Annotated in this window: 21 protein-coding genes and 1 pseudogene; 15 read left to right on the plus strand and 7 right to left on the minus strand. The window is 74.1% G+C overall.

Going from position 1 to position 22847, the window contains the following annotated elements; translation table 11 throughout:
- Positions 1 to 30: 30 nt before the first annotated feature.
- Both AB0E98_RS05210 and AB0E98_RS05215 read left to right on the plus strand, forming a co-directional pair.
- A complete protein-coding gene (locus tag AB0E98_RS05210) occupies positions 31 to 1713 on the plus strand; it encodes a PucR family transcriptional regulator ligand-binding domain-containing protein (protein ID WP_361698764.1) in 1683 nt (560 codons plus the stop codon).
- A 195-nt stretch (positions 1714 to 1908) separates the two neighbouring features.
- The gene (locus AB0E98_RS05215; RefSeq protein WP_361698766.1) at positions 1909 to 2676 is read left to right on the plus strand and encodes a hypothetical protein; all 768 of its coding nucleotides are present in this window, start codon (positions 1909 to 1911) and stop codon (positions 2674 to 2676) included.
- Between the two features lie 114 nt (positions 2677 to 2790).
- Here AB0E98_RS05215 and AB0E98_RS05220 read toward each other — a convergent pair whose 3' ends face one another.
- On the minus strand, positions 2791 to 3543 hold the full coding sequence (locus tag AB0E98_RS05220; RefSeq protein ID WP_361698768.1) for a GntR family transcriptional regulator: 753 nt from the start codon (positions 3541 to 3543) through the stop codon (positions 2791 to 2793).
- A 118-nt stretch (positions 3544 to 3661) separates the two neighbouring features.
- Here AB0E98_RS05220 and AB0E98_RS05225 point away from each other — a divergent pair, with 118 nt between their 5' ends.
- Both AB0E98_RS05225 and AB0E98_RS05230 read left to right on the plus strand, forming a co-directional pair.
- Positions 3662 to 4513: a (2Fe-2S)-binding protein gene (locus tag AB0E98_RS05225; protein ID WP_361698769.1), complete on the plus strand. Its 852-nt coding sequence runs from the start codon at positions 3662 to 3664 to the stop codon at positions 4511 to 4513.
- 185 nt (positions 4514 to 4698) lie between these two features.
- On the plus strand, positions 4699 to 5757 hold the full coding sequence (locus tag AB0E98_RS05230) for a DUF2637 domain-containing protein (protein WP_361698770.1): 1059 nt from the start codon (positions 4699 to 4701) through the stop codon (positions 5755 to 5757).
- 123 nt (positions 5758 to 5880) lie between these two features.
- Here AB0E98_RS05230 and AB0E98_RS05235 read toward each other — a convergent pair whose 3' ends face one another.
- Both AB0E98_RS05235 and AB0E98_RS05240 read right to left on the minus strand, forming a co-directional pair.
- Positions 5881 to 6459, minus strand: coding sequence for an ATP-binding protein (locus tag AB0E98_RS05235; protein WP_361698771.1), 579 nt, complete (start codon positions 6457 to 6459; stop codon positions 5881 to 5883).
- Between the two features lie 166 nt (positions 6460 to 6625).
- Complete coding sequence (locus tag AB0E98_RS05240; protein ID WP_361698773.1) at positions 6626 to 9055, minus strand: protein phosphatase 2C domain-containing protein; 2430 nt, start codon at positions 9053 to 9055, stop codon at positions 6626 to 6628.
- Positions 9056 to 9249: 194 nt separating this feature from the next.
- Between AB0E98_RS05240 and AB0E98_RS05245 the strand changes: the two are divergent.
- Positions 9250 to 9834 (plus strand): annotated as a pseudogene (locus AB0E98_RS05245) (helix-turn-helix transcriptional regulator); the annotation flags it as partial.
- A gap of 57 nt (positions 9835 to 9891) precedes the next feature.
- Positions 9892 to 10212, plus strand: coding sequence for a hypothetical protein (locus tag AB0E98_RS05250; protein ID WP_361698775.1), 321 nt, complete (start codon positions 9892 to 9894; stop codon positions 10210 to 10212).
- A 52-nt stretch (positions 10213 to 10264) separates the two neighbouring features.
- On the opposite strand, the gene AB0E98_RS05255 is transcribed toward AB0E98_RS05250, so the two are convergent.
- The 4 genes from AB0E98_RS05255 to AB0E98_RS05270 form a co-directional block, all read right to left on the minus strand.
- Positions 10265 to 10759: a methylated-DNA--[protein]-cysteine S-methyltransferase gene (locus tag AB0E98_RS05255; protein ID WP_361698777.1), complete on the minus strand. Its 495-nt coding sequence runs from the start codon at positions 10757 to 10759 to the stop codon at positions 10265 to 10267.
- A 2-nt stretch (positions 10760 to 10761) separates the two neighbouring features.
- On the minus strand, positions 10762 to 12258 hold the full coding sequence (locus AB0E98_RS05260; protein ID WP_361698779.1) for an AlkA N-terminal domain-containing protein: 1497 nt from the start codon (positions 12256 to 12258) through the stop codon (positions 10762 to 10764).
- Positions 12259 to 12471: 213 nt separating this feature from the next.
- On the minus strand, positions 12472 to 13569 hold the full coding sequence (rsgA, locus tag AB0E98_RS05265; protein WP_361698781.1) for a ribosome small subunit-dependent GTPase A: 1098 nt from the start codon (positions 13567 to 13569) through the stop codon (positions 12472 to 12474).
- A gap of 196 nt (positions 13570 to 13765) precedes the next feature.
- The gene (locus AB0E98_RS05270) at positions 13766 to 14950 is read right to left on the minus strand and encodes a YihY/virulence factor BrkB family protein (RefSeq protein WP_361698783.1); all 1185 of its coding nucleotides are present in this window, start codon (positions 14948 to 14950) and stop codon (positions 13766 to 13768) included.
- A gap of 261 nt (positions 14951 to 15211) precedes the next feature.
- Here AB0E98_RS05270 and AB0E98_RS05275 point away from each other — a divergent pair, with 261 nt between their 5' ends.
- The 9 genes from AB0E98_RS05275 (at position 15212) to AB0E98_RS05315 (ending at position 22775) form a co-directional block, all read left to right on the plus strand.
- Positions 15212 to 16444 carry a GAF domain-containing protein gene (locus AB0E98_RS05275; protein ID WP_361699350.1) on the plus strand — a complete coding sequence of 411 codons (1233 nt, stop codon included), beginning with the start codon at positions 15212 to 15214 and terminating at the stop codon, positions 16442 to 16444.
- A 24-nt stretch (positions 16445 to 16468) separates the two neighbouring features.
- The gene (locus AB0E98_RS05280; protein WP_361698785.1) at positions 16469 to 17065 is read left to right on the plus strand and encodes a GNAT family N-acetyltransferase; all 597 of its coding nucleotides are present in this window, start codon (positions 16469 to 16471) and stop codon (positions 17063 to 17065) included.
- Between the two features lie 128 nt (positions 17066 to 17193).
- Complete coding sequence (locus tag AB0E98_RS05285) at positions 17194 to 17277, plus strand: putative leader peptide (RefSeq protein ID WP_309471194.1); 84 nt, start codon at positions 17194 to 17196, stop codon at positions 17275 to 17277.
- 130 nt (positions 17278 to 17407) lie between these two features.
- Entirely contained in the window at positions 17408 to 19105 is a 1698-nt protein-coding gene (locus AB0E98_RS05290; protein WP_361698787.1) for a nitrite/sulfite reductase, read from the plus strand.
- Positions 19102 to 19287, plus strand: coding sequence for a hypothetical protein (locus tag AB0E98_RS05295; protein ID WP_361698789.1), 186 nt, complete (start codon positions 19102 to 19104; stop codon positions 19285 to 19287). The genes AB0E98_RS05290 and AB0E98_RS05295 overlap by 4 nt, the downstream gene beginning before the upstream one ends.
- Positions 19284 to 19967: a phosphoadenylyl-sulfate reductase gene (locus AB0E98_RS05300; protein WP_361698791.1), complete on the plus strand. Its 684-nt coding sequence runs from the start codon at positions 19284 to 19286 to the stop codon at positions 19965 to 19967. The genes AB0E98_RS05295 and AB0E98_RS05300 overlap by 4 nt, the downstream gene beginning before the upstream one ends.
- The gene (gene cysC / locus AB0E98_RS05305) at positions 19964 to 20530 is read left to right on the plus strand and encodes an adenylyl-sulfate kinase (RefSeq protein ID WP_361698793.1); all 567 of its coding nucleotides are present in this window, start codon (positions 19964 to 19966) and stop codon (positions 20528 to 20530) included. Before AB0E98_RS05300 ends, cysC begins: the two co-directional genes overlap by 4 nt.
- Positions 20527 to 21444, plus strand: coding sequence for a sulfate adenylyltransferase subunit CysD (gene cysD / locus AB0E98_RS05310; RefSeq protein WP_361698795.1), 918 nt, complete (start codon positions 20527 to 20529; stop codon positions 21442 to 21444). The genes cysC and cysD overlap by 4 nt, the downstream gene beginning before the upstream one ends.
- A 2-nt stretch (positions 21445 to 21446) precedes the next feature.
- The gene (locus AB0E98_RS05315; RefSeq protein WP_361698797.1) at positions 21447 to 22775 is read left to right on the plus strand and encodes a GTP-binding protein; all 1329 of its coding nucleotides are present in this window, start codon (positions 21447 to 21449) and stop codon (positions 22773 to 22775) included.
- The last annotated feature ends 72 nt before the right edge of the window (positions 22776 to 22847 follow it).

The following is a 22847-nucleotide window of genomic DNA, read 5'->3' on the forward strand; positions in this document are numbered from 1 at the left end:
TTACCTGAGGACAGATCGGCGGCGACGAGGATGCGGCTGCGCGCACTGCTGGAGACGGACGCGCTGGGCCTTCGGCTGCTCGGCGGCGAGGACGAGCTGGACCGCACCGTACGCGGCGTGATGACCACCGACCTGCGGGACCCGAGCCGCTACCTGTCGGGCGGCGAGCTGGTGCTGACCGGCCTGGCCTGGCGGCGCGAGCCGGAGGATTCCGAGCGCTTCGTGCGGATCCTCACGGCGGCGGGCGTGGCCGGGCTGGCGGCGGGCGAGGCGGAGATCGCCTCGACCCCCGACGACCTGATCGCGGCCTGCGCCCGGCACCGGATGCCGCTGTTCTCCGTGAACGAGACGGTCTCCTTCGCCTCGATCACCGAGCACGTCGTCCGGCAGGTCTCCAGCGAGCGCGCCGGGGACCTGGCGGCCGTCGTGGACCGCCACCGGCGGCTGATGACGGGCGGCCCGGCGGGCGGCGGCCCCGAGGTCGTCCTGGATCTGCTCGGCACCGACCTGGACCTGCGCGCCTGGGTGCTCTCCCCCACCGGCCGCCGGATCGCCGGGTCCTCGCTGGCGGACGCGGGCCCCGGCCTGTCCGCCGAGACGGGCGCGGCCCTCGCGGGCGAGCACCTGGCCGCCTCGCGCACCGGCCGGCGCGGCCCCCACCGGGTGACCACCGGCGGCAGCACGTACTCGCTGTTCCCCGTGGGCGGCACCGCCCGCGCGGCGTCGGCGTCCGACGTGCGCGAGACGGTCCTGTCGGACTGGCTGCTGGCCGTCGAGGCCGACGCGGGCGACTGGCCGGCGGAACGCCTGGACCTGCTGCACGGGGTCACCCAGCTGATCGCCGTCGAGCGGGACCGCCGCGACGCGGCCCGCACGGTGCGCCGCCGGCTCGCCCAGGAGGTGCTGGAGCTGGTCCAGGCGGGCGCCGCGCCCGCCGAGATCGCGGCCCGGCTGCGGGTGGCGGCCCCGGTGCTGCTGCCCGGCCTGGGCACCGCCCCGCACTGGCAGGTCGTCGTGGCCCGGGTGGAGTGGGAGGGCGGCGACGTCCCCGGCGGCCCGGTGGCACAGGCGCTGCTGGAGGAGGTCCTGGTCGACCAGGACAGCACCGGACCCGAGCCCACCGACCGGATCGCCGTCGCCCACACGGGCGACGAGGCCGTCGCGCTGGTGCCGCTGCCCGCCGTGGTCACCGGGCCCGACGAGCCGCTGAGCGGCGCGGGCCTCCACGCCGACGCGCTGCTCGCCGCCATCCGCGAGCCGCTGGAGCGCGGGCTCGACGGGGACGGGCGCCTCACCTTCGGCGTCAGCGCCGCCGTGCACTCCGCGGAGGGTCTGCGCGGCGCCCTGGAGGAGGCCCGGCACGCCCGCCGCGTCGCCGCCGCGCGCCCGGGGCGCGCGTGCGCCGCCGGCCACCAGGAGCTGGCCTCGCACGTCCTGCTGCTGCCCTTCGTCCCGGACGACGTGCGCCGCGCCTTCACGGCCCGGCTGCTGGACCCCCTGCGCGACTACGACCGGCGCCACCGCGCCGAGCTCATCCCCACGCTGGAGGCCTTCCTCGACTGCGACGGCTCCTGGACGCGCTGCGCGACGCGGCTGCATCTGCACGTGAACACGCTGCGGTACCGGGTGGGACGCATCGAGCAGCTGACGGGACGCGATCTGTCCCGGCTGGAGGACAAGCTGGACTTCTTCCTGGCGCTGCGCATGAGCTGAGGACAGTTCCTTCCCCGGCGACCAGATGAGCGGACTCCCGCTCATGAAGCCGATCATCTTTGGGTAGCCTTCGCCCCGGAGTTTGTGAATTGGTTCACACCTGACCCTTGGCCGGGCGCGGTTCGCCGTGCTGTGATCGAGGCAGGCTTCCAGCTCGACGGCGCGCTTGGGGAGGGCACTGTGGCGGACACCGCCATGCGGAATTCTGGGTTGTCGGAGCCACACGTCCCGGGGGACGACCCCCTCGAACACGCCGTCTGGCGACTGCGGTCGCGGGCCTGCTGGGAGGACGCCGCCGCACTGCTCGCACCCCGCGCAACGACCGAGCCGGGGGCCGCGCTGCGGCGGACGGCCGTGCTGATCGAACGGTGCGTGTTCACGGCGGAGGGCTGGGCCCCCGCGGAGGCCGCGCTCCGCGAGGCGGAGGCCCTCGCCACGGACGACGAGGAGCGCGGCGCGGCCGCGTGCGAACGTGGCCACCTCGCCTACGCGTCGACCCTGCTGGGCGTACGGGACCGGGCCGACGAGGCACGGTCCGCACTGGGCCGGGCGGCGGCCCTGCTGGCCCCGCACTCACCCACCCGCCCCCTGCTGGACTTCCGCCGCGGCCTGATCGCCCAGCACCTGTCCGGCAACCCCTCCGACGCCACGGCCGTCTTCCAGCGCGCGCACGCGGGGGCCGCCGCGCACGGACAGCGGCTACTGCTCTCCTTCACCTGGCGCCACGTGGCGGCGATGGCCGAACACGACGGCGACCTCCCGGCGGCCCGGCACGGCTTCGCGGAGTCACTGCGGATCCGCGAGGAACTCGGCTACCTCGTCGGCATCGCCCCCGCCCTGGCCTCCCTCGCGGCGGTCGTGGCCGACCCGGAGGAGGCGGAACGGCTGCGGGAGGAGGCGCGGCGGTTGGTGCGGTTGCTGGGGGGCGTGCCGGGGTGGTTGGCGGAGCGGCTCCGGCCATGACCCCAGGGGCTCTGCCCCCGGACCCCGTTCCGCGCTGTCGCGCGTCGTCCTCAAACGCCGGACGGGCTGATTTTCAGCCCGTTGGCGGTAGCTGGGGGAGTTTGAGGAGCAGCCCTATGCCGGGACGGCGCAGTGCCGGGTCACCAGCGCCTCGACCGTCGCGAAGTCGCGCGTGCCCAGTGCGTCCAGCAGCGCCAGGTGCTCCTCCGCGTGCGCGAGGAGCCCCACCGTGGAAGGCGGTCCGCCTGGACACTGCGCCCGCCGGTGCAGCTCCTCCGCCACGATCGCCAACTGCCGGTTGCCGGAAAGCTCCAGCAGCGCCCGGTGGAAGGCCCGGTCGGCCTCCGCGTAGGCCGCGCGGTCGCCCTCGGCGGCCACGGCGGCCGTGCGCTCGGCCAGTGGTCGCAGCTCACGCCAGCGGGTCGCCGGCACGGTGCGGGCGACCCGCAGCAGGGCGGGCACCTCCAGCAGGGCACGAACCTCCGCGAGCTCCGCGTGGTCGCGCTCCGTGCGGCTGGTGACGCGGAAGCCCCGGTTGGGGACGACCTCGACCGCGCCCTCCAGGGCGAGTTGCTGCATGGCCTCCCGCACGGGAGTCGCGCTCACCCCGAAGCGCTCGCCGAGCGCGGGCCCGGAGTAGACCTCGCCGGGCACGAGCTCACCGCTGACGAGCGCCTTGCGCAGGGCGTCGAGCACCTGTCCCCGGACGGAGTAGCGCTGTGGGACCCGGGGTGCGGGGCGGGCACCCGGGACGTAGGCGTACTCGCTCTCGTCATGGGTGTGCTCCCCGCGCGCGCTCGGCGTGGCCTGCGCGGATACACCGGTATACGGCCGCGATACTGCGCTGTGGGGTCTGCCCTGCTCCATTGAGGTCCTCCTGGTGTCCCATCGGAACCATAGGCGGCGAATCCGGCAGTTCAAACCCCGATACGGTTGGGTAAGGTTAGGCTTACCTGTTTACGATCGGGATTCGGTGGTCCCCTCGATGTCCGCTGCCTCGGCTGCACCTCCCTCTTCCGCCCCGCACGTCTCCCCCGTCGCGGACTCGTACGCCCGGCTGACGGAGGCCCTTCCCGCGATCACCGTCCGGTGCGGGCCGCCCGGACGGGGCGAGGGCTGGGTGACGGCCGCGGAGCTCGCCGCGGGCGGCCCGGCACTGGACGCGTTCCTCGCGTGGGACGAGGCGCAGGTACTGCGCGAGTACGGGCAGGAGCCCCGCCCGGACGTCGTCGCGAGCTTCGGGCTGCACCGCTACGCCTGGCACGTGTGTCTACTGTTCACCCTCCCGTGGTTCCTCCACCGCCGGGTGCCCCGGCTGCCGGTGGAGGCGGTGTCCCTGCACCGCGCCTCGGGGCGGATCACGGCGGACGCCGCGGCGTTCGCCTGTCTGCCGGGCGACCCGGCGGCCGGACACCCGGACGCCGTGACCATGACGGACGAGGAGGCGCTGCGCGCCGAGCTGCGCTCGGCCGTGGCGGCCCATCTCGCGCCGCTGCTGGCGGCGTTGGGGCCGCGGATGCGGCGCGGCGGGCGCGCCCTGTGGGGCATGGTGACGGACGAGACCGCCGAGGGGCTGTGGCACGTGGGGCGGCTGCTGGGCGAGGAGGGACGGGTCCGGCGCGAGCTGGAGCTGCTGCTCCCGGGGGACACCGCCCCGTACGTCGGTGACGCGGCCTTCCGTGAACTGACCGGCCCCCGGGGCGAGAAACTGCTCACCCGGGACCGCGCGAGCTGCTGCTTCTTCTACACCCTCCGCCCCGAGGACTCGTGCGCGACGTGCCCACGCACTCTCGACGCCGTCCGCATCGAGCGGCTGTCAGCCGACCGAATCGACTAAGCCACTCGATCGGGTGGATTGTTAGAACTCAATTCACTTACTGCTGGCGGGCGTTCGAATTCATTCGTCGCTCTCCGTATATCCTTGCCGTCCATTGGCGGTGAGTTACCGCGAAACCCCTTGGCATCCGGCGCGAGTCCGCCAGGATGGCGCGCGAAACGCCGTACTGCATGCAAGGGACGAAGATGAGAGTGACCGACATACCGCTGAATTGGGCGCTCCCCAGTGCCGTGGCGCTCATCGGGGCGGTGGTGGCGGTGACGGTGTACACGCGCGGCCGGAACACCGTCCGGGAGGACGGGGCCGCCGGCACGGACTCCTGGGAGCGCAACGAGGAACGCAGACGCCGCAAGGAAGCCCTCTACGGCAGCGCCTCGTACGTACTCCTCTTCTGCTGCGCCGCGGTCGCCGCGGCCCTCTCCTTCCATGGCCTGGTCGGCTTCGGGCAGCAGAACCTGGGGCTGACGGACGGCTGGGAGTACCTGGTGCCCTTCGGTCTCGACGGCGCCGCCATGTTCTGCTCGGTGCTGGCGGTGCGCGAGGCGAGCCACGGCGACGCCGCGCTGGGCTCCCGGATGCTGGTGTGGACGTTCGCGAGCGCGGCCGCCTGGTTCAACTGGGTGCACGCACCGCGCGGGCTGGACCACGCGGGGGCTCCGCAGTTCTTCGCCGGCATGTCGCTGTCGGCGGCCGTGCTCTTCGACCGGGCGCTCAAGCAGACCCGCCGCGCGGCGCTGCGCGAGCAGGGCCTGGTGCCCCGCCCGCTGCCGCAGATCCGGATGGTGCGATGGCTGCGGGCACCCCGGGAGACCTTCGGCGCCTGGTCGCTGATGCTCCTGGAGGGCGTACGGTCGCTGGACGAGGCCGTTGAGGAGGTCCGCGAGGACAAGCGCCAGCAGGCCCAGCACCGGATGCGCCGCCGGGAGGCCGGCAAGCTGGAGCGCGCCCGGCTGAAGGCCTACAACCGGCAGCACCGGATGTGGCCCCGCGTCCGCGGCGGACGGCAGGTCGAGGTGACCGGCCCGGCCGTGCCGGCCGCCCCGCAGCCCGCCCAGATCGGCTCGCAGGCGGGGCCGGAGCCCTCCATAGTCGAGCCGGGGCAGCTTCCGGTACGTTCTCGCCCGCTCCAGTCGGTGGACAGGCCCGTCCCCATCGACCTCACAGCGGAGGACGACACCCAGGCCATCCCGCGGCTCGACTCACTGGAGGAGAAACTCGCCCGGATCGAGCGGCAGTTCGGCTGACGAAGCCGGCACCGCCGACGATCGTCACAGCGGCCCCGGAGCCCTGATCCGCCTCATGGAGGCGGATCAGGGCTCTTGTGCGTCGGCTCTTCGTCGGCTCTTGTGCGTCGGCTCTTGTGCGTCTCAGGGCTCCTGCGCGTCCAGCTCGAACCAGACGGACTTGCCCACGCCGTGGGTCCGCACCCCCCAGCCGTCCGCGAGGGCGTGGACGAGCAGCAGGCCCCGCCCGGAGGTGGCCGCCGTGTCCACGTCCGCCTCTCCCGCGCCGCCCCGTTCGCCCTTGCGGCCCTGGGGGCCGATGGCGGGCGCCCGCAGCGTCGGATGCCGGGCGAGGAAGTCCCGCACCTCCACACGCAGCCGGCCCTTGACGGACGCGGCCGGACCGCCGGTGAGGCGGGCGGTGACCACGGCTCCGCCGTCGGTGTGCACCAGGGCGTTGGTGACCAGTTCGCTCACCAGCAGCTCGGCGGTGTCGGCCCGGCCCGGGGCGCCCCAGCGGGCGAGCAGCGCGCGCAGCCCTGCGCGGACGTCGTGGACTGCCGCCAGATCCTTGCCCCGTAGTCGTCTCTCCCAGTGCGGTGGCTGAGGTGGCTGAGCCGCCGCACCGGATTCACCGGATCCCTCCGTCGTGGTGCCTTCCGCGGACCCTCCCCTGCCCTCGCGCCGTTCCGCGCCCGCCCAGTGTGCAGTCCGCCTTTTCATCCCTCGCCGACCCGACCCCTCCCCGGCGCCCCGGCCTCGAACACGCTCACGACAAATGCATGCCCCAAGGCCGTCGGGTCGACGCCTGTTGACGCATCAACATGGTTATACGACCGGAATCCCGAAGCCTGTTGTGTCGCACGGGAATTGCTGCGCCGAGAGGCTCCTAGCCCTCCCAGACCGCGCAGGCCGTACGGTCGTCGGCGTACCCCTTCACCCTCAGCTGGACGTCCGCGAGGAACTCGGCCAGCCCGGGCGGCTCCGGCCGGGCCCACCGCTCGGCCAGTCGCACGCCCAGTTCCGCCTCGCCGCGCAGTGGGTCGGCCAGGCCCGCGCTGCACAGCAGCAGGGCGTCGCCGGGCCGGGCGATCGAGGCGCGGAAGCGGAAGGGCTCGGAGGGCACTTCGGCGGGGTCGATGACGGGCGCGGTGCCGGGCGTGGGGATGCCGAGGTCGACGGTGATCCGGTCGGCGACGTCGTAGCCCGCCAGCGGCTCGGCCTCCGCCTCGGCGGCGGGGGTCCGCGGCTCCGGGTCCAGGTCCTGCCAGGTGCCCTCGCGCAGCCGGAAGAGCCCGCCCGGGCCCACGCCGAAGAACACGCGCGTCCGGCAGCGCATGTCCACGGGGAGGAGCAGACAGCGCAGCCCCGCCGTGTACTCGGCCGGCCGCAGGCCCAGTTCGCCCGCGCGGACGCGCAGCCGGCCGTACGTACGGTCCGTCAGCCGGTGCAGCCCGGACTTGAGCTCGTCGCGGCGGCCCGCGTGGATGTCCTCGACCAGCCGGGCGTGGCTGCGCCCGACCGCGCCGCCCAGCCAGGCGCAGATCTCCCGCGCCGCCCGGTGGGCGCCCTCCGCCGCGCGGGCCCCGCTCGCCATGGCGACGAGCAGCAGCGCGTCGTCGCCCGTGCCGAAGCGCGCGGTCAGCAGGGCGTCCCGGCGGGGCTCGCCGCGGTAGCGGGCGGAGTCCCCGCGCAGCGAGCCGGCCCGCAGCGTCATCGCCCCGTACCGGGCACCGTCCAGCACGGTGTCGGGCACGAGGTCCTCCAGCCCGCCGGGGTCCGCGGGCGGCCAGGAGGTCGGCTCGGCCTCATAGGTGGGCGGCCGCCGCCCCACGTACTCGGGGGTGCGCAGCCGCGCGCCGTTCCGGCGCGGGGACCCGGCGACGGGCGACCGCTCGGGCGGGGGCAGCTCGGAGGCCTCGGTGGTCTCCAGGGCGGTGCCGGGGGCGGCCGCCGCCCGGGAGAGGCCGGGGATGCCGGAGAGCCCGTGAAAATCGGAGAGGTCGGGGAGCTCCGGCAGCTCGGGGAAGCCGGGCGGCTCCGGGGCATCGGGGATGCCGGGGCCGCCCGGGCCGCGTTTGCGCTTGGTCAGCTCCGCGCGTTCGGCCGGGCCCGGATACCGGTCCGGTTCGGCGCCCGCGCGGGGGTCGGTGATGCCGGGCGGCTCCGGGGGGTCCAGCGGCACCGGCAGGGGCGGAGGCGGCGGGGAGACACGGGTCCTGGGGTCGGGGGGCGGCGGCCCGTCGGGGAGGCGCTCCGGCCCTACGGGCGCGGTCAGTTCGGGAGGCGGGGGCGGGGGCTGCCGCCGGGGGGCGGCCGGAACGGGCAGGGCGGCATCCCGGGAGGCTCCGCCGGTGCGGCTGGCTCCGCCGGTGCGGTGGGGTCCGGCTGGGCCGTGGGGTCCGGCGGAGCCGTCGGGCGCGATGGCGCCGTCGGGCCCGGCGGAGCCGCTCGCTCCGTGACCGGTGCTCCCACCGAGGCCGCCGTTGGAGCCGAGACCGTCGCTCGCTGCGGGACGGCCGTCGGACCCAAGGCCGTCGTTCGTTTCAGGGCCGCCGCTGGGCCCGAGGCCGCTGTTCACCGCACGGCCACCGTTGGGCCCGAGACCGCCGTTCAGTCCGAGGCCACCGTTGGACCCGAGACCGCCGTTCGCCGCACGGCCGTCGTTCGCCGCACGGCCACCGTTCGGCCCGAGACCGCCGTTCGGCCCGAGGCCACCGTTGGACCCCAGGCCGCCGCTGGGCCCGAGACCGCCGTTCGCCGCACGGCCGTCGTTGGGGCCGAGTCCGCCGCTGGATCGGGGGGCGCCGCCGGAACGGGGGCCGCCCCTGGATCCATTGGCCGCGGCCCCGGCCGTGCCGTTGCCCGCGCCCGTACCGTTGGCTCCGCTCGTGCCATTGGCCGCACCCGTCCCGGGGCCCGCCCGGTCGGATCCGTTCGCACCGTTGACGGTGGGGGACGCGCCGCGGTCGCCGCCGTCGTTTCCGGAAGTGGAGGCGGGGGCGGGCGCGGGCGGGGTCCAGCGCTTGGTCTGCCGTGGCACGCCGCGGGACACGGCGGGCGAGAGCCCGGAGGGGGCGCCCGGCGGCGGGCCGGGCGGGCCGTCCGCAGACCCGGCGGCCCTCCTGGGCGGCTCGGGCCGTCGTGGCTCCGCTCTCGGACGGAGAGGTTCCGGACCGACCACCGCCGAGGCGGAGGAGAACCGTTCGTCGAGGCTGTCGCCGACGGCGCCGCCTCCCGTGTCGGGTTCACTCCTGCCGTACAACTCGCGCCACCAGGCGTCCTCTTGTTCGGCGTACTGGTCCCCCTGCTGACTCATGCCCTTATTGTCCACACTGTGGGGCATACGGGAAGAGTGCACGGCGAACACCACCCCAGGGATGATGGCCCGAGCCATAGGGCGGTCGCGGGGATGGGGAGGAAAGTCGCGTGCTCGGTTCCATGGGTGTGGACGCCATACAACGGACGGCACACGCGGAAAGTCCAGCGGAGCAGCCTGCCGGGGCGGGTGAGGTGGAGGTCGTGACGGGTGCCGGGGCGGTCGCCCGGCGGCTGTCGGGGCTCCGGCTGGGCACGTCGGAAGAAGTGTGCGTCATGTTGACGGGCCGGGTAGGGGTGTTGACGGAGGGGGCCGCGGTGGCCCACCGGACCGTCGTCGAGGGCACCGCGTCGTTCCCCGGCCGATGCCGGATGGTCGACCGGATACCCGCCGAACTGGTGATCGTCGACCGCAGGGTCGCGATGCTGCCCCTCGCCTCGGGCACCGCCGGCGCGACCGTCACCGCCGCCCTGGTCGTCCACTCCGGCACGCTGCTGGACTCGCTGATCGACTTGTTCGAGGGCGCCTGGCGCGAGGGCCGTCCCCTGCGCGCGGACGGGAGCCCGGGCGACGGCCCGGCCGGGCCCGACGCCACCGACCTGGAGGTGCTGTCCCTGTTGCTGGCGGGACTGACGGACGCGAGCGTCGCCAAACAACTCGGGCTGGGCCTGCGGACCGTTCAGCGCCGGGTGCGGCGGCTGATGGAGCTGGCCGGGGTGACCACCCGGCTCCAACTGGGCTGGCAGGCGGCCGAGCGCGGCTGGACGGTACGCCGGTGAAGCTCTGACCGAATTCGCCCGGGGGCGGCCGCGTCCGGGTTCCGGCAACCTTGACGCATGGGGACGTGGCAGCTGCTCCTGGTCGGCCTGGTGATGGTGCTCGGCCTGCTCGGCGTCGTGACCCCGGGCGTACCCGGGCCGCTGATCGTCTGGGCGGGCACGCTCTGGTGGACGATGGCCGAACTCTCGGCCGTGGCCTGGGCGGTGCTCGCCGGCGGGACCGGGCTCCTGCTGCTCGACCAGGCCGTCGTCCGGCTACGGCCACTGCCGCCGCCACGCCGGACGACGACCACGGTGGCGGAGGAGGCATGGGCGACGACGCTCTCCGCCTGTCTGGTGGTGGTCGGGTCCTGGGTGGCGGCGGTGGTGCTGGGCTGAGGCCGTGGCCGCACGGCCCCTCCGGCTGTTCCGGCTATTCCGGCTATTCCGGCTACGCGGCGCCCTCGAGTTCGAGGAGCAGCCGCTTGCGGTCCAGTCCCCCCGCGTACCCCGTCAGGGACCCGTCCGCCCCGATCACCCGATGACACGGCCGGAGGATCAGCAGCGGATTGGCCCCGACGGCGCCGCCGATCGCGCGGACGGCCGCGCGCGAGGCCCCGATGCGGGCGGCCAGCCCGCCGTACGTCGTGGTGGCGCCGTACGGGATGGAGTCGAGCGCCTCCCACACCCTGCGCCGGAAGTCCGTGCCCTCGGCGGCGAATTCGAGGTGGAATTCCTTGGCCCGGCCCGTGAAGTAGGCGTCGAGCTGGCGCTCGGCCTCCGCGAACGCGGCGGGATCCTCGCGCCAGTCCGGGCCGACGGCCGGGGCGTTCTTCTGGCCGGGCACGGTGAGGGAGGTCAGGGCGGTGCCGCCGGGGGCCGTGGCGGAGGGCAGGCCGGTGAGCAGCAGCGGGCCCAGCGGGCCGGGGACGTACGTGTACAGCATGGTCAGGAGTCCTTCGGTGCGTTCCACAGGTGATGGAGGGCGTAGGAGCGCCAGGGGCGCCAGGCGTCGGCGCCGCCGGGCGTGGCGCCGAGGGCGGCGAGTCCATGGCGTACCCCGGCGTCGCCCGGGAGGAAGACGTCCGGGTCGCCGAGGGCCCGCATGCGGATGTAGCCGGCGGTCCAGGGGCCGATGCCCGGCAGGCCGAGCAGGGCACGCTCGGTCTCGTCACGGTCCACGCCCCCGTCGAGGCGGACCGCGCCGTCCGCGAGGGCGGTGGCGAGGGTGCGCAGGGTCCGCCGGCGGGTGTCGGGCATGCCCAGCTCGGCGAGGCCGGCGGAGGCGAGGGTGACGGCGTCGGGGAAGAGGTGGGTGAGCCCGCCGTCCGGCGCGGCCAGCGGTCTTCCGTACGCGGCCACGAGTGTGCCCGCGAGCCGGGCGGCGGCCGGGACGGAGATCTGCTGGCCGAGGACGGCCCGTACGGCGAGTTCGTCGCCGTCGGCGGCGCCCGGGGAGCGGAGTCCGGGGCGGGCCTCGACCAGCGGGCGCAGCAGCGGGTCGGCGCCGAGCCGCTCGGCGACGGCGAACGGGTCGGCGTCGAGGTCGAACAGACGCCGGACGCGCTGGACGGCGGCGGCTGTGTCGCGGGGGTCGGCGAGGTGGAGCCGGCAGTCGAGCCAGTCGCCGTGCCGGCGGGTCCCGGCGGGGTCCGGCTCGTGGATCTCAGCCGTGCCGGTGCCGTAGGGGAGGCTCAGGGTGCGGCGGTAGACCCGGGAGCCGGGGGTGCCGAGGACCTCCTCGATGCCGGTGATGGCGCGGCGCTGGAGGAAGCCGAAGACCTCGCGTGCGGCGTACGGGCCCCGGTGGGCGAGCCGCAGCGGGATGCCGGCGGGGCCGGCGTCGGTCCCGCGCCGCTGGGCGGGACGGGCGCGTAGTTCGCTGGGGGTACGGGCGTGGACGGCGCGGATGGTGTCGTTGAACTGCCGGACGCTGGCGAAGCCCGCCGCGAAGGCGATCTCGGTGACCGGCAGGTCGGTGGTCTGGAGCAGCACCCGCGCGGTGTGCGCGCGCTGGGCCCGGGCGAGGGCGACCGGGCCCGCGCCCAGCTCCTCGGTGAGCTGGCGGTGCACCTGGCGGGAGCTGTAGCCGAGGCGGGCGGCGAGCCCGGCGACGCCCTCGCGGTCGACGACGCCGTCGCCGATCAGCCGCATGGCACGGCCGACGAGGTCGGCGCGGACGTTCCACTCGGGCGACCCGGGCGCGGCGTCCGGCCGGCACCGCCGACAGGCCCGGAACCCGGCACGCTGGGCGGCGGCCGCCGACGGATGGAAGCGGACATTGGCCCGCTTCGGCGTCACGGCGGGACAGCTCGGCCGGCAGTAGATGCCGGTGGTGACGACGGCAAGGTAGAACACCCCGTCGAAACGCGCGTCCCGGCTGGTCACGGCCTGGTACCGGGTGTCGTCGTCGAGGGGTGGGGGGTGGGCCGTCGTGCGTTCCATGTGTCCAGTCTGCGGGAGCGCCTGCCGCTGGGCTGGCGGAAATCGGACACGGCCCTCGGGGCCGTGTCCGCTCCCGCGCCGGGGCTGCCCGACCGGCTGGGGTCGGTTCGGCACCGCCGAGCCGGCCCCCGGCCCGCCCGGCCGCAGCGGCCCGCCCGGGCACGGGGCACCCCCGGCCCGGGGGAGGCAAACGCCCCGGGGGCACCCCCGGCGTCAGCTGACCCCCCGCTTCCGCGCCATCGCCGCCCTGCCCTCCGCCTGCTTCCGCTTCCAGTCGCGGCGGATCTCCGCCCGCAGGCGGGCGTCGGTGCGGGAGGCGATCCATTCGTTCTCGCGGAGGAGCTTGCGGTAGCTGTCGAGGCGGCGTGGCTGCAAGGTGCCGTCCTCGAGCGCCGCGAGAACGGCACAGCCCGGTTCCCCTCCGTGGCCGCAGTCCTGGAAACGGCAGTCCGCGGCGAGAGCCTCGATCTCGGCGAAGGTGCGGCCGACGCCGCCCTCCGCGTCCCACAGGCCCACTCCCCGCAGTCCGGGGGTGTCGATGAGGACCCCACCGCCGGGCAGCGGCAGCAGGTTGCGCGTGGTCGTGGTGTGGCGGCCCTTGCCGTCGCGGTCGCGGGTGGTCTGTACGGTCTGGACCTCGCCGCCGACGAGAGCGTTGGCCAGCGTGGACTTGCCGGCGCCGGACTGGCCGAGGAGGACGGACGCGCCGCCCGACAGCACGGCCGCGAGGACGTCGATACCGTCGCCCGTCTCGGCGCTGACGGCCAGCACCGTCACGCCCGGCGCCGCCGTCTCCGTGTCGGCGACGAGGTGGGCCAGGGTCGCGGGGTCGGGGACGAGGTCGGCCTTGGTGAGGACGACGAGCGGGGCGGCGCCGCTCTCCCAGGCCAGCGTCAGGAACCGCTCGATCCGGCCCAGGTCGAGCTCGACGGCCAGCGAGACCGCGACGACGGCGTGGTCGACGTTGGCGGCGAGGACCTGGCCCTCGGAGCGCTTGGAGGACGTGGAGCGGACGAAGGCGGTGCGGCGCGGCAGCAGGGCCCGTACATGGCCTCCGGAGAGGTCGACGGCGGCCCAGTCGCCGGTGCACATGATGTTCAGCGGGTCGCCCGTGGTGACGAGCGAGGTGTCGGCCATGACATGGCGGACGCCGGCCTCGCCGTCGGCGACGACGACGTCGCAGCGACCGCGGTCGACGCGGACGATCCGCCCGGGGACGAGCCCCTCGGCGGCGTACGGGGTGAAGCCGTCAGCGAACCCCGCGTCCCAGCCGTAGGCGGAGAGGGGGTGCGGAGCATTGAGCTCGGACAAGACTGTGGTCCTTCAGGAGGGAGGTGTGGATGGTCTTCTGAGCGCGGGCGCGGCCCGTGGCGACGACAGTCATCGCGTGCTCACCTCCTGTGGAGCGGTCCGAGTGCCTGGAGCGGTTCGTCCTGGCGAAAGCGATCGTAGGCGCGAACGCCGACGGGCCGCGAGTGGTTTTCTCGCGGCCCGTCGGCGGTCCTGATCACGTATCCCGTTTGTTGTTCGGTTTGGCGTGCTTGGGCGGGTGGTCCGGTTTGTGGAGCCGGGAGCGGACGTCCTCGGGGGGCAGGAACTGGGCCCAGCGCTCGGGGAATTCCGAGGGGGGTTCCCGGTCCTGGCCGATGACGCCCTCCTCGGGCTCCCAGGGGTCGTCGTCGATCTCGTGGACCAGGGCCCGGGCGGCCCGTTCGGCGGCCGCGCGGGCGGCGGCGGCCTCGCGCTGCCGGTCGACCTCGGCGCGGGCGGCGGCGGTGGTGACGGAGGGCCAGACCCGGTCGATCGCGGCGTTCACGGCGGCGCCGACGAGCACCGCGAAGGCGGAGACGCCGATCCACAGGAGCACGGCGACGGGCGCGGCCAGCGAGCTGTAGATGGTGACGCCCTCGACGGTGTGGGTGAGGTAGACGCGCAGCAGGAGGCTGCCGAGGACCCACATGGTGAGGGCGACGAAGGCGCCGGGGATGTCCTCCGCCCAGGGGGAGCGCACGGGGACGGACACGTGGTAGAGCGTGGTGAGGAAGGCGATGGACAGGAGGGTGACGACGGGCCAGTAGAGGAAGCGGACGACGTCCGCGCTCCAGGGCACGACGTTCACCACCGTCTCCGGCCCGGCCACCATCAGCGGCAGCGCCACCGCCCCGACGACGAGGGCGACGACGTAGAGGAGGAAGGCCAGCAGCCGGGTCCTGACGATGCCGCGCTTGCCCTCCAGCCCGTACATGATCGTGATGGTGTCCACGAAGACGTTCACGGCCCGGGAGCCGGACCACAGGGCGATGGCGAAGCCGACGGAGATGATGTCCGGGCTGCCGAGCTTGAGGACGTCCCGGACCAGCGGCTCGGCGATCTCCTTGGTGCCCTTGTCCGACAGGACGGCGGAGGACATGGTGAGGATGCTCTCCTGGATGCCGAGGATGGTGCGGGTGCCCGTCCAGTCGTCCAGGTAGCGCAGCAACCCGAGGAGGGCGAGGAGCAGCGGGGGCAGCGACAGCAGGGTGAAGAAGGCGGCTTCGGCGGCCAGTCCCGTGACGCGGTACTCCATGCAGGAGTTGACGGTGTCCTTCAGGAGCAGCCACGCCATCCTGCGTTTGGAGACATTTCGGTACAGAGCCCTAGCCCTGCGGAGCCGGCCGACCTCCCGGCCCGAATGTTCTTTTGCTGCCTGCACGGCCTAACCGTATCCGCCGCGGGCGGGTCGGTTCATCCTGCGGCCCGGCGCCGGGCCGGGCGGAACCGTTGCAGGTGGGAGGCCGCGGAGGGTGATGCTGCGCCGACTCGGCACCACCCTCCGGCCGCTCCCCTTCACCTTCCGCCCGGAACGGGTGCGTTCGCAATGGTTGCAAGGCGTTGCAATATCGCGGATGACCCGGCGCGGAGCGGCTCGCGACGGCACCATTGCAGCGTGAAGCGCATACCGATCGACGCGGGACTGCTGCCCGCCATCCGGGAGGCCGCCCTCGGCGGCGTGGAGTCGCCCGTGCGACCGCGTCCGGTGATCGGCGAGTCGTGGCACCGCGCGCGCCGCCACGGCCTCGACCCCGACACCGGCGGGCCCGTCGCCCTGATCTCGGCGGCGGAGGTGGAGCACTTGCGCCGGAGCTCCCCGCTGGGCGGGCTGCTGCCGCAGGTGCGGGAGGGGCTGCGCGAGGCGGTGGACGCCGTGCGGCATCTGATCGTGGTCTCGGACGCCGAGGGCCGGGTGCTGTGGCGGGAGGGCAGCGCCGGGGTGCGCCGGAGCGCGGACCGGCTGGGCTTCGAGGTGGGCGCGTCCTGGACCGAGGAGCGGGTGGGCACCAATGGCATCGGGCTGGCGCTGGTGGAGCGCCGGCCGGTGCAGGTCCATTCGGCCGAGCACTTCGTACGGACGCACCACGCCTGGACGTGCGCGGCGGCGCCGCTGCACGACCCGCGCGACGGGCGGCTGCTGGGCGTGCTGAACGTGTCGGGGCCCGTGCCCGCGTTCAACCCGGCGACGCTGGCCCTGGTGACGGCCGTGGCCAAGGTGGCCGAGGCGGAGCTGCGCGCCCGGCACTGGGAGTCGGTGGACCGGCTGCGCACGGTCGCGGCGCCGATGCTGGCCCGGCTGGGCGGCCGGGCGCTGGCGGTGGACCGCGACGGCTGGACGGCGGCCGTGACGGGGATGGCGCCGGTGAGCCGGGTGGTGCTGCCCCGGGAGGCGGCCCCGGGGCGGGTGTGGCTGCCGTCCCTGGGCCCGTGCACACTGGAACCGCTGCCGGACGGCTGGCTGGTCCGGCTGGACCGGGGCGCGGACGAGGAGACTCCGCCCGGGCGGCTGGTGCTGGACCTGCGCCAGCCGCGCACCTGGACGGTGAGCGTCGCCGGGGCGGCGGGACAGTGGTCGCACGACCTCAGCCCGCGCCACGCCGAGCTGTTGTACGTGCTGGCCCGGCACCGGGCGGGGCGGACGGCCGCCCAGCTGGCGGCGGACCTCTTCGGCGACGCCTCGCGCACGGTGACGGTGCGGGCGGAGCTCTCCCGGCTGCGGCGCACCCTGGCTGGGGTGCTCAGCCACCGCCCGTACCGCTTCGCCGACGGGCTGGAGGTGCATCTGCTGGAGCCGGAGGCCCCCGAGGACCTGCTGCCCGCCTCGACGGCACCACTGGTGCTGGCGGCGCGCCGGGGGCTGCCCGTGGAGTGCTGACAGCGGTGTGATGAGGTTTCGGCCATGAGCGACAGCACGACGACGACCGTGACCACCTGGTCGCTGGAGCAGACCTCGCCGGCCGATCTCGTCCCGGCTCGCGTTCCGGACGCTTCGTCCGGCATCCGGATCGAACGGGCGGCCGTGCCCTGCCCCGAGTTCAGCCGTTTCCTGTACACCGCCGTGGGCGGGGACATCACCTGGACGGACCGGCTGAGCTGGTCGTACGAGCGGTGGGCGGCCTTTCTGGAGCGGCCGGGGACGGAGACCTGGGTGGCGTACGAGCACGGCACGCCGGCCGGGTACGTGGAGTTGGAGGCCCAGCCGGAGGGGGCCGTCGAGATCGTGTACTTCGGGCTGATCCCGCGGTTCCGGGGGCGGCGCGTCGGGGGGCATCTGCTGAGCGTCGGGACCGCGCGGGCCTGGGACCTGGCCGCGCGGTGGCCGGAGCGGGAGCCCACGAAGCGGGTGTGGGTGCACACGTGCAGCCTGGACGGACCGCACGCGCTCGGCAATTACGAGCGGCGCGGCTTCCGGGTGTTCGGCACCGAGGTGACGGAAGAGCCGGACGCGCCCACTCCGGGCCCCTGGCCCGGCGCTTACCCTGAGAAGGCGGCGTAGCCGCAGCGGGCGGGGCGACGGCGGGCGGCGCCCGCGAGCACAATGGACCATTCCACATTCCGGAATGGTCCATCTTGTCATTCGGACAACAGTGGACTGGCCGAAGACTGCCGTGCCACGCTGCCGTCATGTCCCGAGCTGGAATCGCCTTGGTGAGTCGGCGTCACGTCGACCTCGGCCGCATGTCCAGCGCCATCTGTCCGGCGGGCTGACAGTCACAGCACCACCGCCCCTCCCCTCCGTCGGCCCCGTCGTGCCGACGAGGTGGCCCCTGCCTCCCCTTCGTATGCCGTGCCCCGCGCACCCATCGGGGACACATGCGGACTTTAAGGACATTTCTCAATGGCTGACACCCCTTCCCGCTCCCCCGCCGCCCCGGCGCGGCGCAAGTCCGGCCGCCACCGAGGTGAAGGCCAGTGGGCCGTCGGCCACTTCACCCCGCTGAACGCCAACGAGCAGTTCAAGAAGGACGACGACGGTCTCAATGTGCGGACACGCATTGAGACGATCTACTCCAAGACCGGCTTCGACTCCATCGACCCCAGCGATCTCCGCGGCCGGATGCGCTGGTGGGGCCTCTACACCCAGCGCAAGCCCGGCATCGACGGCGGCCGCACGGCCGTCCTGCCCCCGGAGGAGCTGGACGACGAGTTCTTCATGCTGCGGGTGCGCATCGACGGCGGCCGGCTGACCACCGCGCAACTGCGCGTCATCGGCGAGGTCTCCCAGGAGTTCGCCCGGGGCACCGCCGACATCACCGACCGGCAGAACATCCAGTACCACTGGATCCGGATCGAGGACGTGCCCGAGATCTGGCGGCGGCTGGAGGCCGTCGGCCTGTCCACCACGGAGGCCTGCGGGGACACGCCCCGGGTGATCCTGGGCTCGCCCGTGGCCGGTATCGCCGAGGACGAGATCCTCGACGGCACCCCGGCCGTCGAGGAGATCCACCGCCGCTTCATCGGCAACCCCGACTTCTCCAACCTGCCCCGGAAGTTCAAGTCGGCCGTCTCCGGCTCCCCGCTGCTCGACGTCGCCCACGAGATCAACGACGTCGCGTTCGTCGGCGTCCGTCACCCCGAGCACGGCCCGGGCTTCGACCTGTGGGTGGGCGGCGGGCTGTCCACCAACCCCCGGATCGGCGTCCGGCTCGGCGCGTGGGTACCGCTGGACGAGGTGGCGGACGTCTACGGCGCCGTCATCGGAGTCTTCCGCGACTACGGCTACCGACGGCTGCGCAATCGAGCCCGGCTGAAGTTCCTCGTCGCCGACTGGGGCGCCGAACGGTTTCGCCAGGTGCTGGAGGACGAGTACCTCGGCCGCCGGCTCGTCGACGGCCCGGCCCCCGAACAGCCCCTGCACCGCTGGCGGGACCACGTCGGTGTGCACCGGCAGCAGGACGGCCGCTTCTACGTCGGCTTCGCCCCGCGCGTCGGCCGGGTCGACGGCACCACGCTCACCAAGATCGCGGAGCTGGCCGAGCAGCACGGCTCGGGCCGGATACGCACCACGGCCGAGCAGAAGATGATCGTGCTGGACGTGCCGGAGGAACAGGTCTCCTCGCTGGTGGCGGGACTGGAGGCGCTGGACCTGCGCGTCGCGCCCTCCCCCTTCCGGCGCGGCACGATGGCCTGCACGGGCATCGAGTTCTGCAAGCTCGCGATCGTGGAGACCAAGGCGCGGGGCTCCGCGCTCATCGACGAACTCGAACGCCGGCTCCCGGACTTCGACGAGCCCGTCACGATCAACATCAATGGCTGCCCCAACGCCTGTGCCCGTATCCAGGTCGCGGACATCGGCCTCAAGGGCCAGTTGGTCACCGACGAGCGGGGCGAGCAGGTCGAGGGCTTCCAGGTGCACCTGGGCGGGGCGCTCGGCCTCGCGGCCGGGTTCGGCCGCAAGGTGCGCGGCCTGAAGGTCACTTCGGCGGAGCTCCCGGACTACGTGGAGCGCGTCCTGCGGCGCTTCCGGGCGGAGAGAGCCGAGGGGGAACGGTTCGCCCAATGGGCGGCCAGGGCGGACGAGGAGGCCCTCTCATGAGTGAGCGCGCCGCCCCTTTCTACTGCCCCTACTGCGGGGACGAGGACCTGCGGCCCGGTGAGCAGGGTCACGGCGCCTGGGAGTGCGGCGCCTGCAACCGCGCCTTCAAGCTCTCCTTCCTCGGGCTCCTGGCCCGGGGCCTGGTCAAGGGGCGGGCACATGGTCAAGGGGCGGGCACATGACCGATCTTGAGAAGCTGGCGGTCGAGGCGGGCCGGGAGCTGGAGGACGCGCCCGCCCTGGAGATCCTGCGCTGGGCCGCCGACACCTTCGGCGAGCGCTTCTGCGTCACCGCCTCCATGGCGGACGCCGTCGTCGCCCACCTCGCCTCGCGCGTCCGCCCCGGCGTCGATGTGGTCTTCCTGGACACCGGCTACCACTTCCCGGAGACCATCGGCACCCGCGACGCGGTCGAGGCCGTCATGGACGTCCACGTCCTGACGCTGACCCCGCGCCGCGGCGTCGCCGAGCAGGACGCGGCGTACGGGCCGCGGCTCTACGAGCGCGACCCGGACCTGTGCTGCCGGATGCGGAAGGTCGAGCCACTGGCGGAGGGCCTGGCCGCGTACGACGCGTGGGCGACCGGCCTGCGCCGCGACGAGTCCCCCACCCGGGCCGGCACCCCGGTCGTGGGCTGGGACGCCCGGCGCGGCAAGGTCAAGGTCTCCCCGATCGCCCGCTGGACCGAGGCGGACGTCGACGCGTACGTCGACGAGCACGGCGTACTCGTCAACCCGCTGCTGATGGACGGCTACACCTCCGTCGGATGTGCGCCCTGCACGCGTCGCACGCTGACGGGTGAGGACGCGCGGGCCGGCCGTTGGGCGGGCACGGGCAAGACGGAATGCGGACTGCACGGATGACGGAACTCCTGGAGCTGGAGAGGAATATGAGCGTGGGCGCCACCGTGTGGCTCACCGGCCTGCCGAGCGCGGGCAAGACGACGATCGCCCGTGCGCTCGCGGACCGGCTGCGCGCCGAGGGGCGGCCGGTGGAGGTGCTGGACGGCGACGAGATCCGGGAGTTCCTCTCGGCGGGCCTGGGCTTCTCCCGCGAGGACCGGCACACCAACGTCCAGCGGATCGGCTTCGTCGCCCAACTGCTGGCCGCGCACGGCGTGAAGGTGCTCGTGCCCGTCATCGCGCCCTACGCGGATTCCCGCGAGGCGGTGCGCAAGCGCCACCGGGCGAACGGCACGGGCTATGTGGAGGTCCATGTGGCCACTCCGGTGGACGTGTGCTCCGCCCGGGACGTGAAGGGCCTGTACGCCAAGCGGGCGGCGGGCGAGATATCCGGCCTGACCGGTGTGGACGACCCGTACGAGGTGCCGGCCGACCCGGACCTGCGGATCCCCGCGCACGAGCAGAGCGTCGGGGAGTCGGCGGCGGCGCTGTACACGCTGCTGACGGAAAGGGGGCTGCTGTGAGTACCGCGGCGGACAGCCCGTACGCCCTGACGCATCTGGACGCGCTGGAGTCGGAGGCGGTCCACGTCTTCCGGGAGGTGGCGGGCGAGTTCGAGCGGCCGGTGCTGCTGTTCTCCGGCGGCAAGGACTCCATCGTCATGCTGCACCTCGCCCTCAAGGCATTCGCCCCGGCGGCCGTGCCCTTCCCGCTGCTGCACGTGGACACCGGGCACAACTTCCCCGAGGTCCTCGCCTACCGCGACCGCACCGTCGCCGAACTCGGCCTGCGGCTGCACGTGGCGTCCGTACAGGACTTCATCGACCGGGGCGAGCTGCGCGAACGCCCCGACGGCACCCGCAACCCGCTCCAGACGGTGCCGCTGCTGGACGCCATCGGCGGCAACCGCTTCGACGCGGTCTTCGGCGGCGGGCGGCGCGACGAGGAGAAGGCCCGGGCCAAGGAGCGGGTCTTCTCGCTGCGGGACGGGTTCGGCGGCTGGGACCCGCGCCGGCAGCGCCCCGAGCTGTGGCAGCTCTACAACGGCCGCCACTCCCCCGGCGAACACGTGCGCGTCTTCCCGCTGTCCAACTGGACCGAGCTGGACGTCTGGCAGTACATCGCCCGCGAGAAGATCGAACTGCCCTCGATCTACTACGCCCACGAACGCGAGGTCTTCCCCCGCGACGGCATGTGGCTGGCCCCGGGTGACTGGGGAGGCCCCCGCGACGGCGAGCGCGTGGAGAGACGCCTGGTCCGCTACCGCACCGTCGGGGACATGTCCTGCACCGGCGCCGTCGACTCCGATGCCGCCACCATCCACGCCGTCATCGCCGAGATCGCGGCGTCCCGGCTCACCGAGCGGGGCGCGACCCGGGCCGACGACAAGCTGTCCGAAGCCGCGATGGAGGACCGCAAGCGCGAGGGGTACTTCTAGCCATGAGCACCGACACCGCCACCGACCAGGCCACCTCACTGCTGCGCTTCGCCACCGCCGGAAGCGTCGACGACGGCAAGTCCACACTCGTCGGACGCCTGCTCCACGACTCCAAGTCGGTCCTGGCCGACCAGCTGGAGGCCGTCGAACGGGCGTCGCTGGGCCGCGGCCAGGACGCCCCCGACCTGGCTCTGCTCACCGACGGGCTGCGGGCCGAGCGCGAGCAGGGCATCACCATCGACGTGGCCCACCGCTACTTCGCCACCCCGCGCCGTCGTTTCATCCTCGCCGACACGCCCGGCCATGTGCAGTACACCCGCAACATGGTCACCGGCGCCTCCACCGCCGAGCTGGCCGTGGTGCTGGTCGACGCCCGCAACGGCGTCGTCGAGCAGACCCGCCGCCACGCCGCCGTCGCCGCGCTGCTGCGCGTCCCCCACGTGGTGCTGGCCGTCAACAAGATGGACCTCGTCGGCTACGCCGAGTCCGCCTTCGCCACGATCGCCGGGGAGTTCGGCGCCTACGCCGCCTCGCTCGGGATACCCGAGGTCACCGCGATCCCGATCTCGGCACTCGCGGGCGACAACGTGGTGACCCCGTCCGCCCACATGGACTGGTACGGCGGCCCGACCGTCCTGGAGCACCTGGAGACCGTGCCCGTCGGCGACGACCCCACCGCCGAGCCCGCCCGCTTCCCCGTCCAGTACGTCATCCGCCCACAGACCCCCGAACATCGCGACTACCGGGGCTACGCCGGCCGGATCGCCTCCGGCGTGCTGCGCGTCGGCGAACCGGTGACGGTCCTGCCGTCGGGGCGTACGAGCACGATCGCCGCCATCGACGGCCTGGCCGGGCCGGTGGACGTGGCCTGGGCACCGCAGTCGGTCACCCTGCGGCTCGCCGACGACCTCGACGTCTCGCGCGGCGATCTCATCGCCCCCGCCGGCGCGGCACCCGGAACCACCCAGGACGTCGAGGCCACCGTCTGCCACGTGGCCGACCGGCCACTGCGCACCGGCGACCGGGTGCTGCTCAAGCACACCACGCGGACGGTGAAGGCGCTGGTCAAGGCGGTGCCGTCGCGGCTGGCCCTCGACGACCTCACCCAGTGCCCGGACCCCGGCGAGCTGGCCGCCAACGACATCGGCCGGGTCGTCCTGCGCACCGCCGAGCCGCTCGCGCTGGACGCGTACGCCGACTCCCGGCGCACCGGCTCGTTCCTGCTGATCGACCCCGCCGACGGCACGACGCTGACGGCGGGCATGGCCGGGACGGCGTTCGCGGCGGACGCCCCGCGCGCGGCGGCCGACGACGACGGCTGGGACTTCTAGCGATGGCGGGCCGGGTCCAGGACGTCTTCGCGACGTTCGACAAGGAAGGCGGCCGCATCGGCAGCGGTGCCC

This window comes from Streptomyces sp. NPDC037389 (assembly GCF_040636475.1).
GTDB lineage: Bacteria > Actinomycetota > Actinomycetes > Streptomycetales > Streptomycetaceae > Streptomyces > Streptomyces hesseae.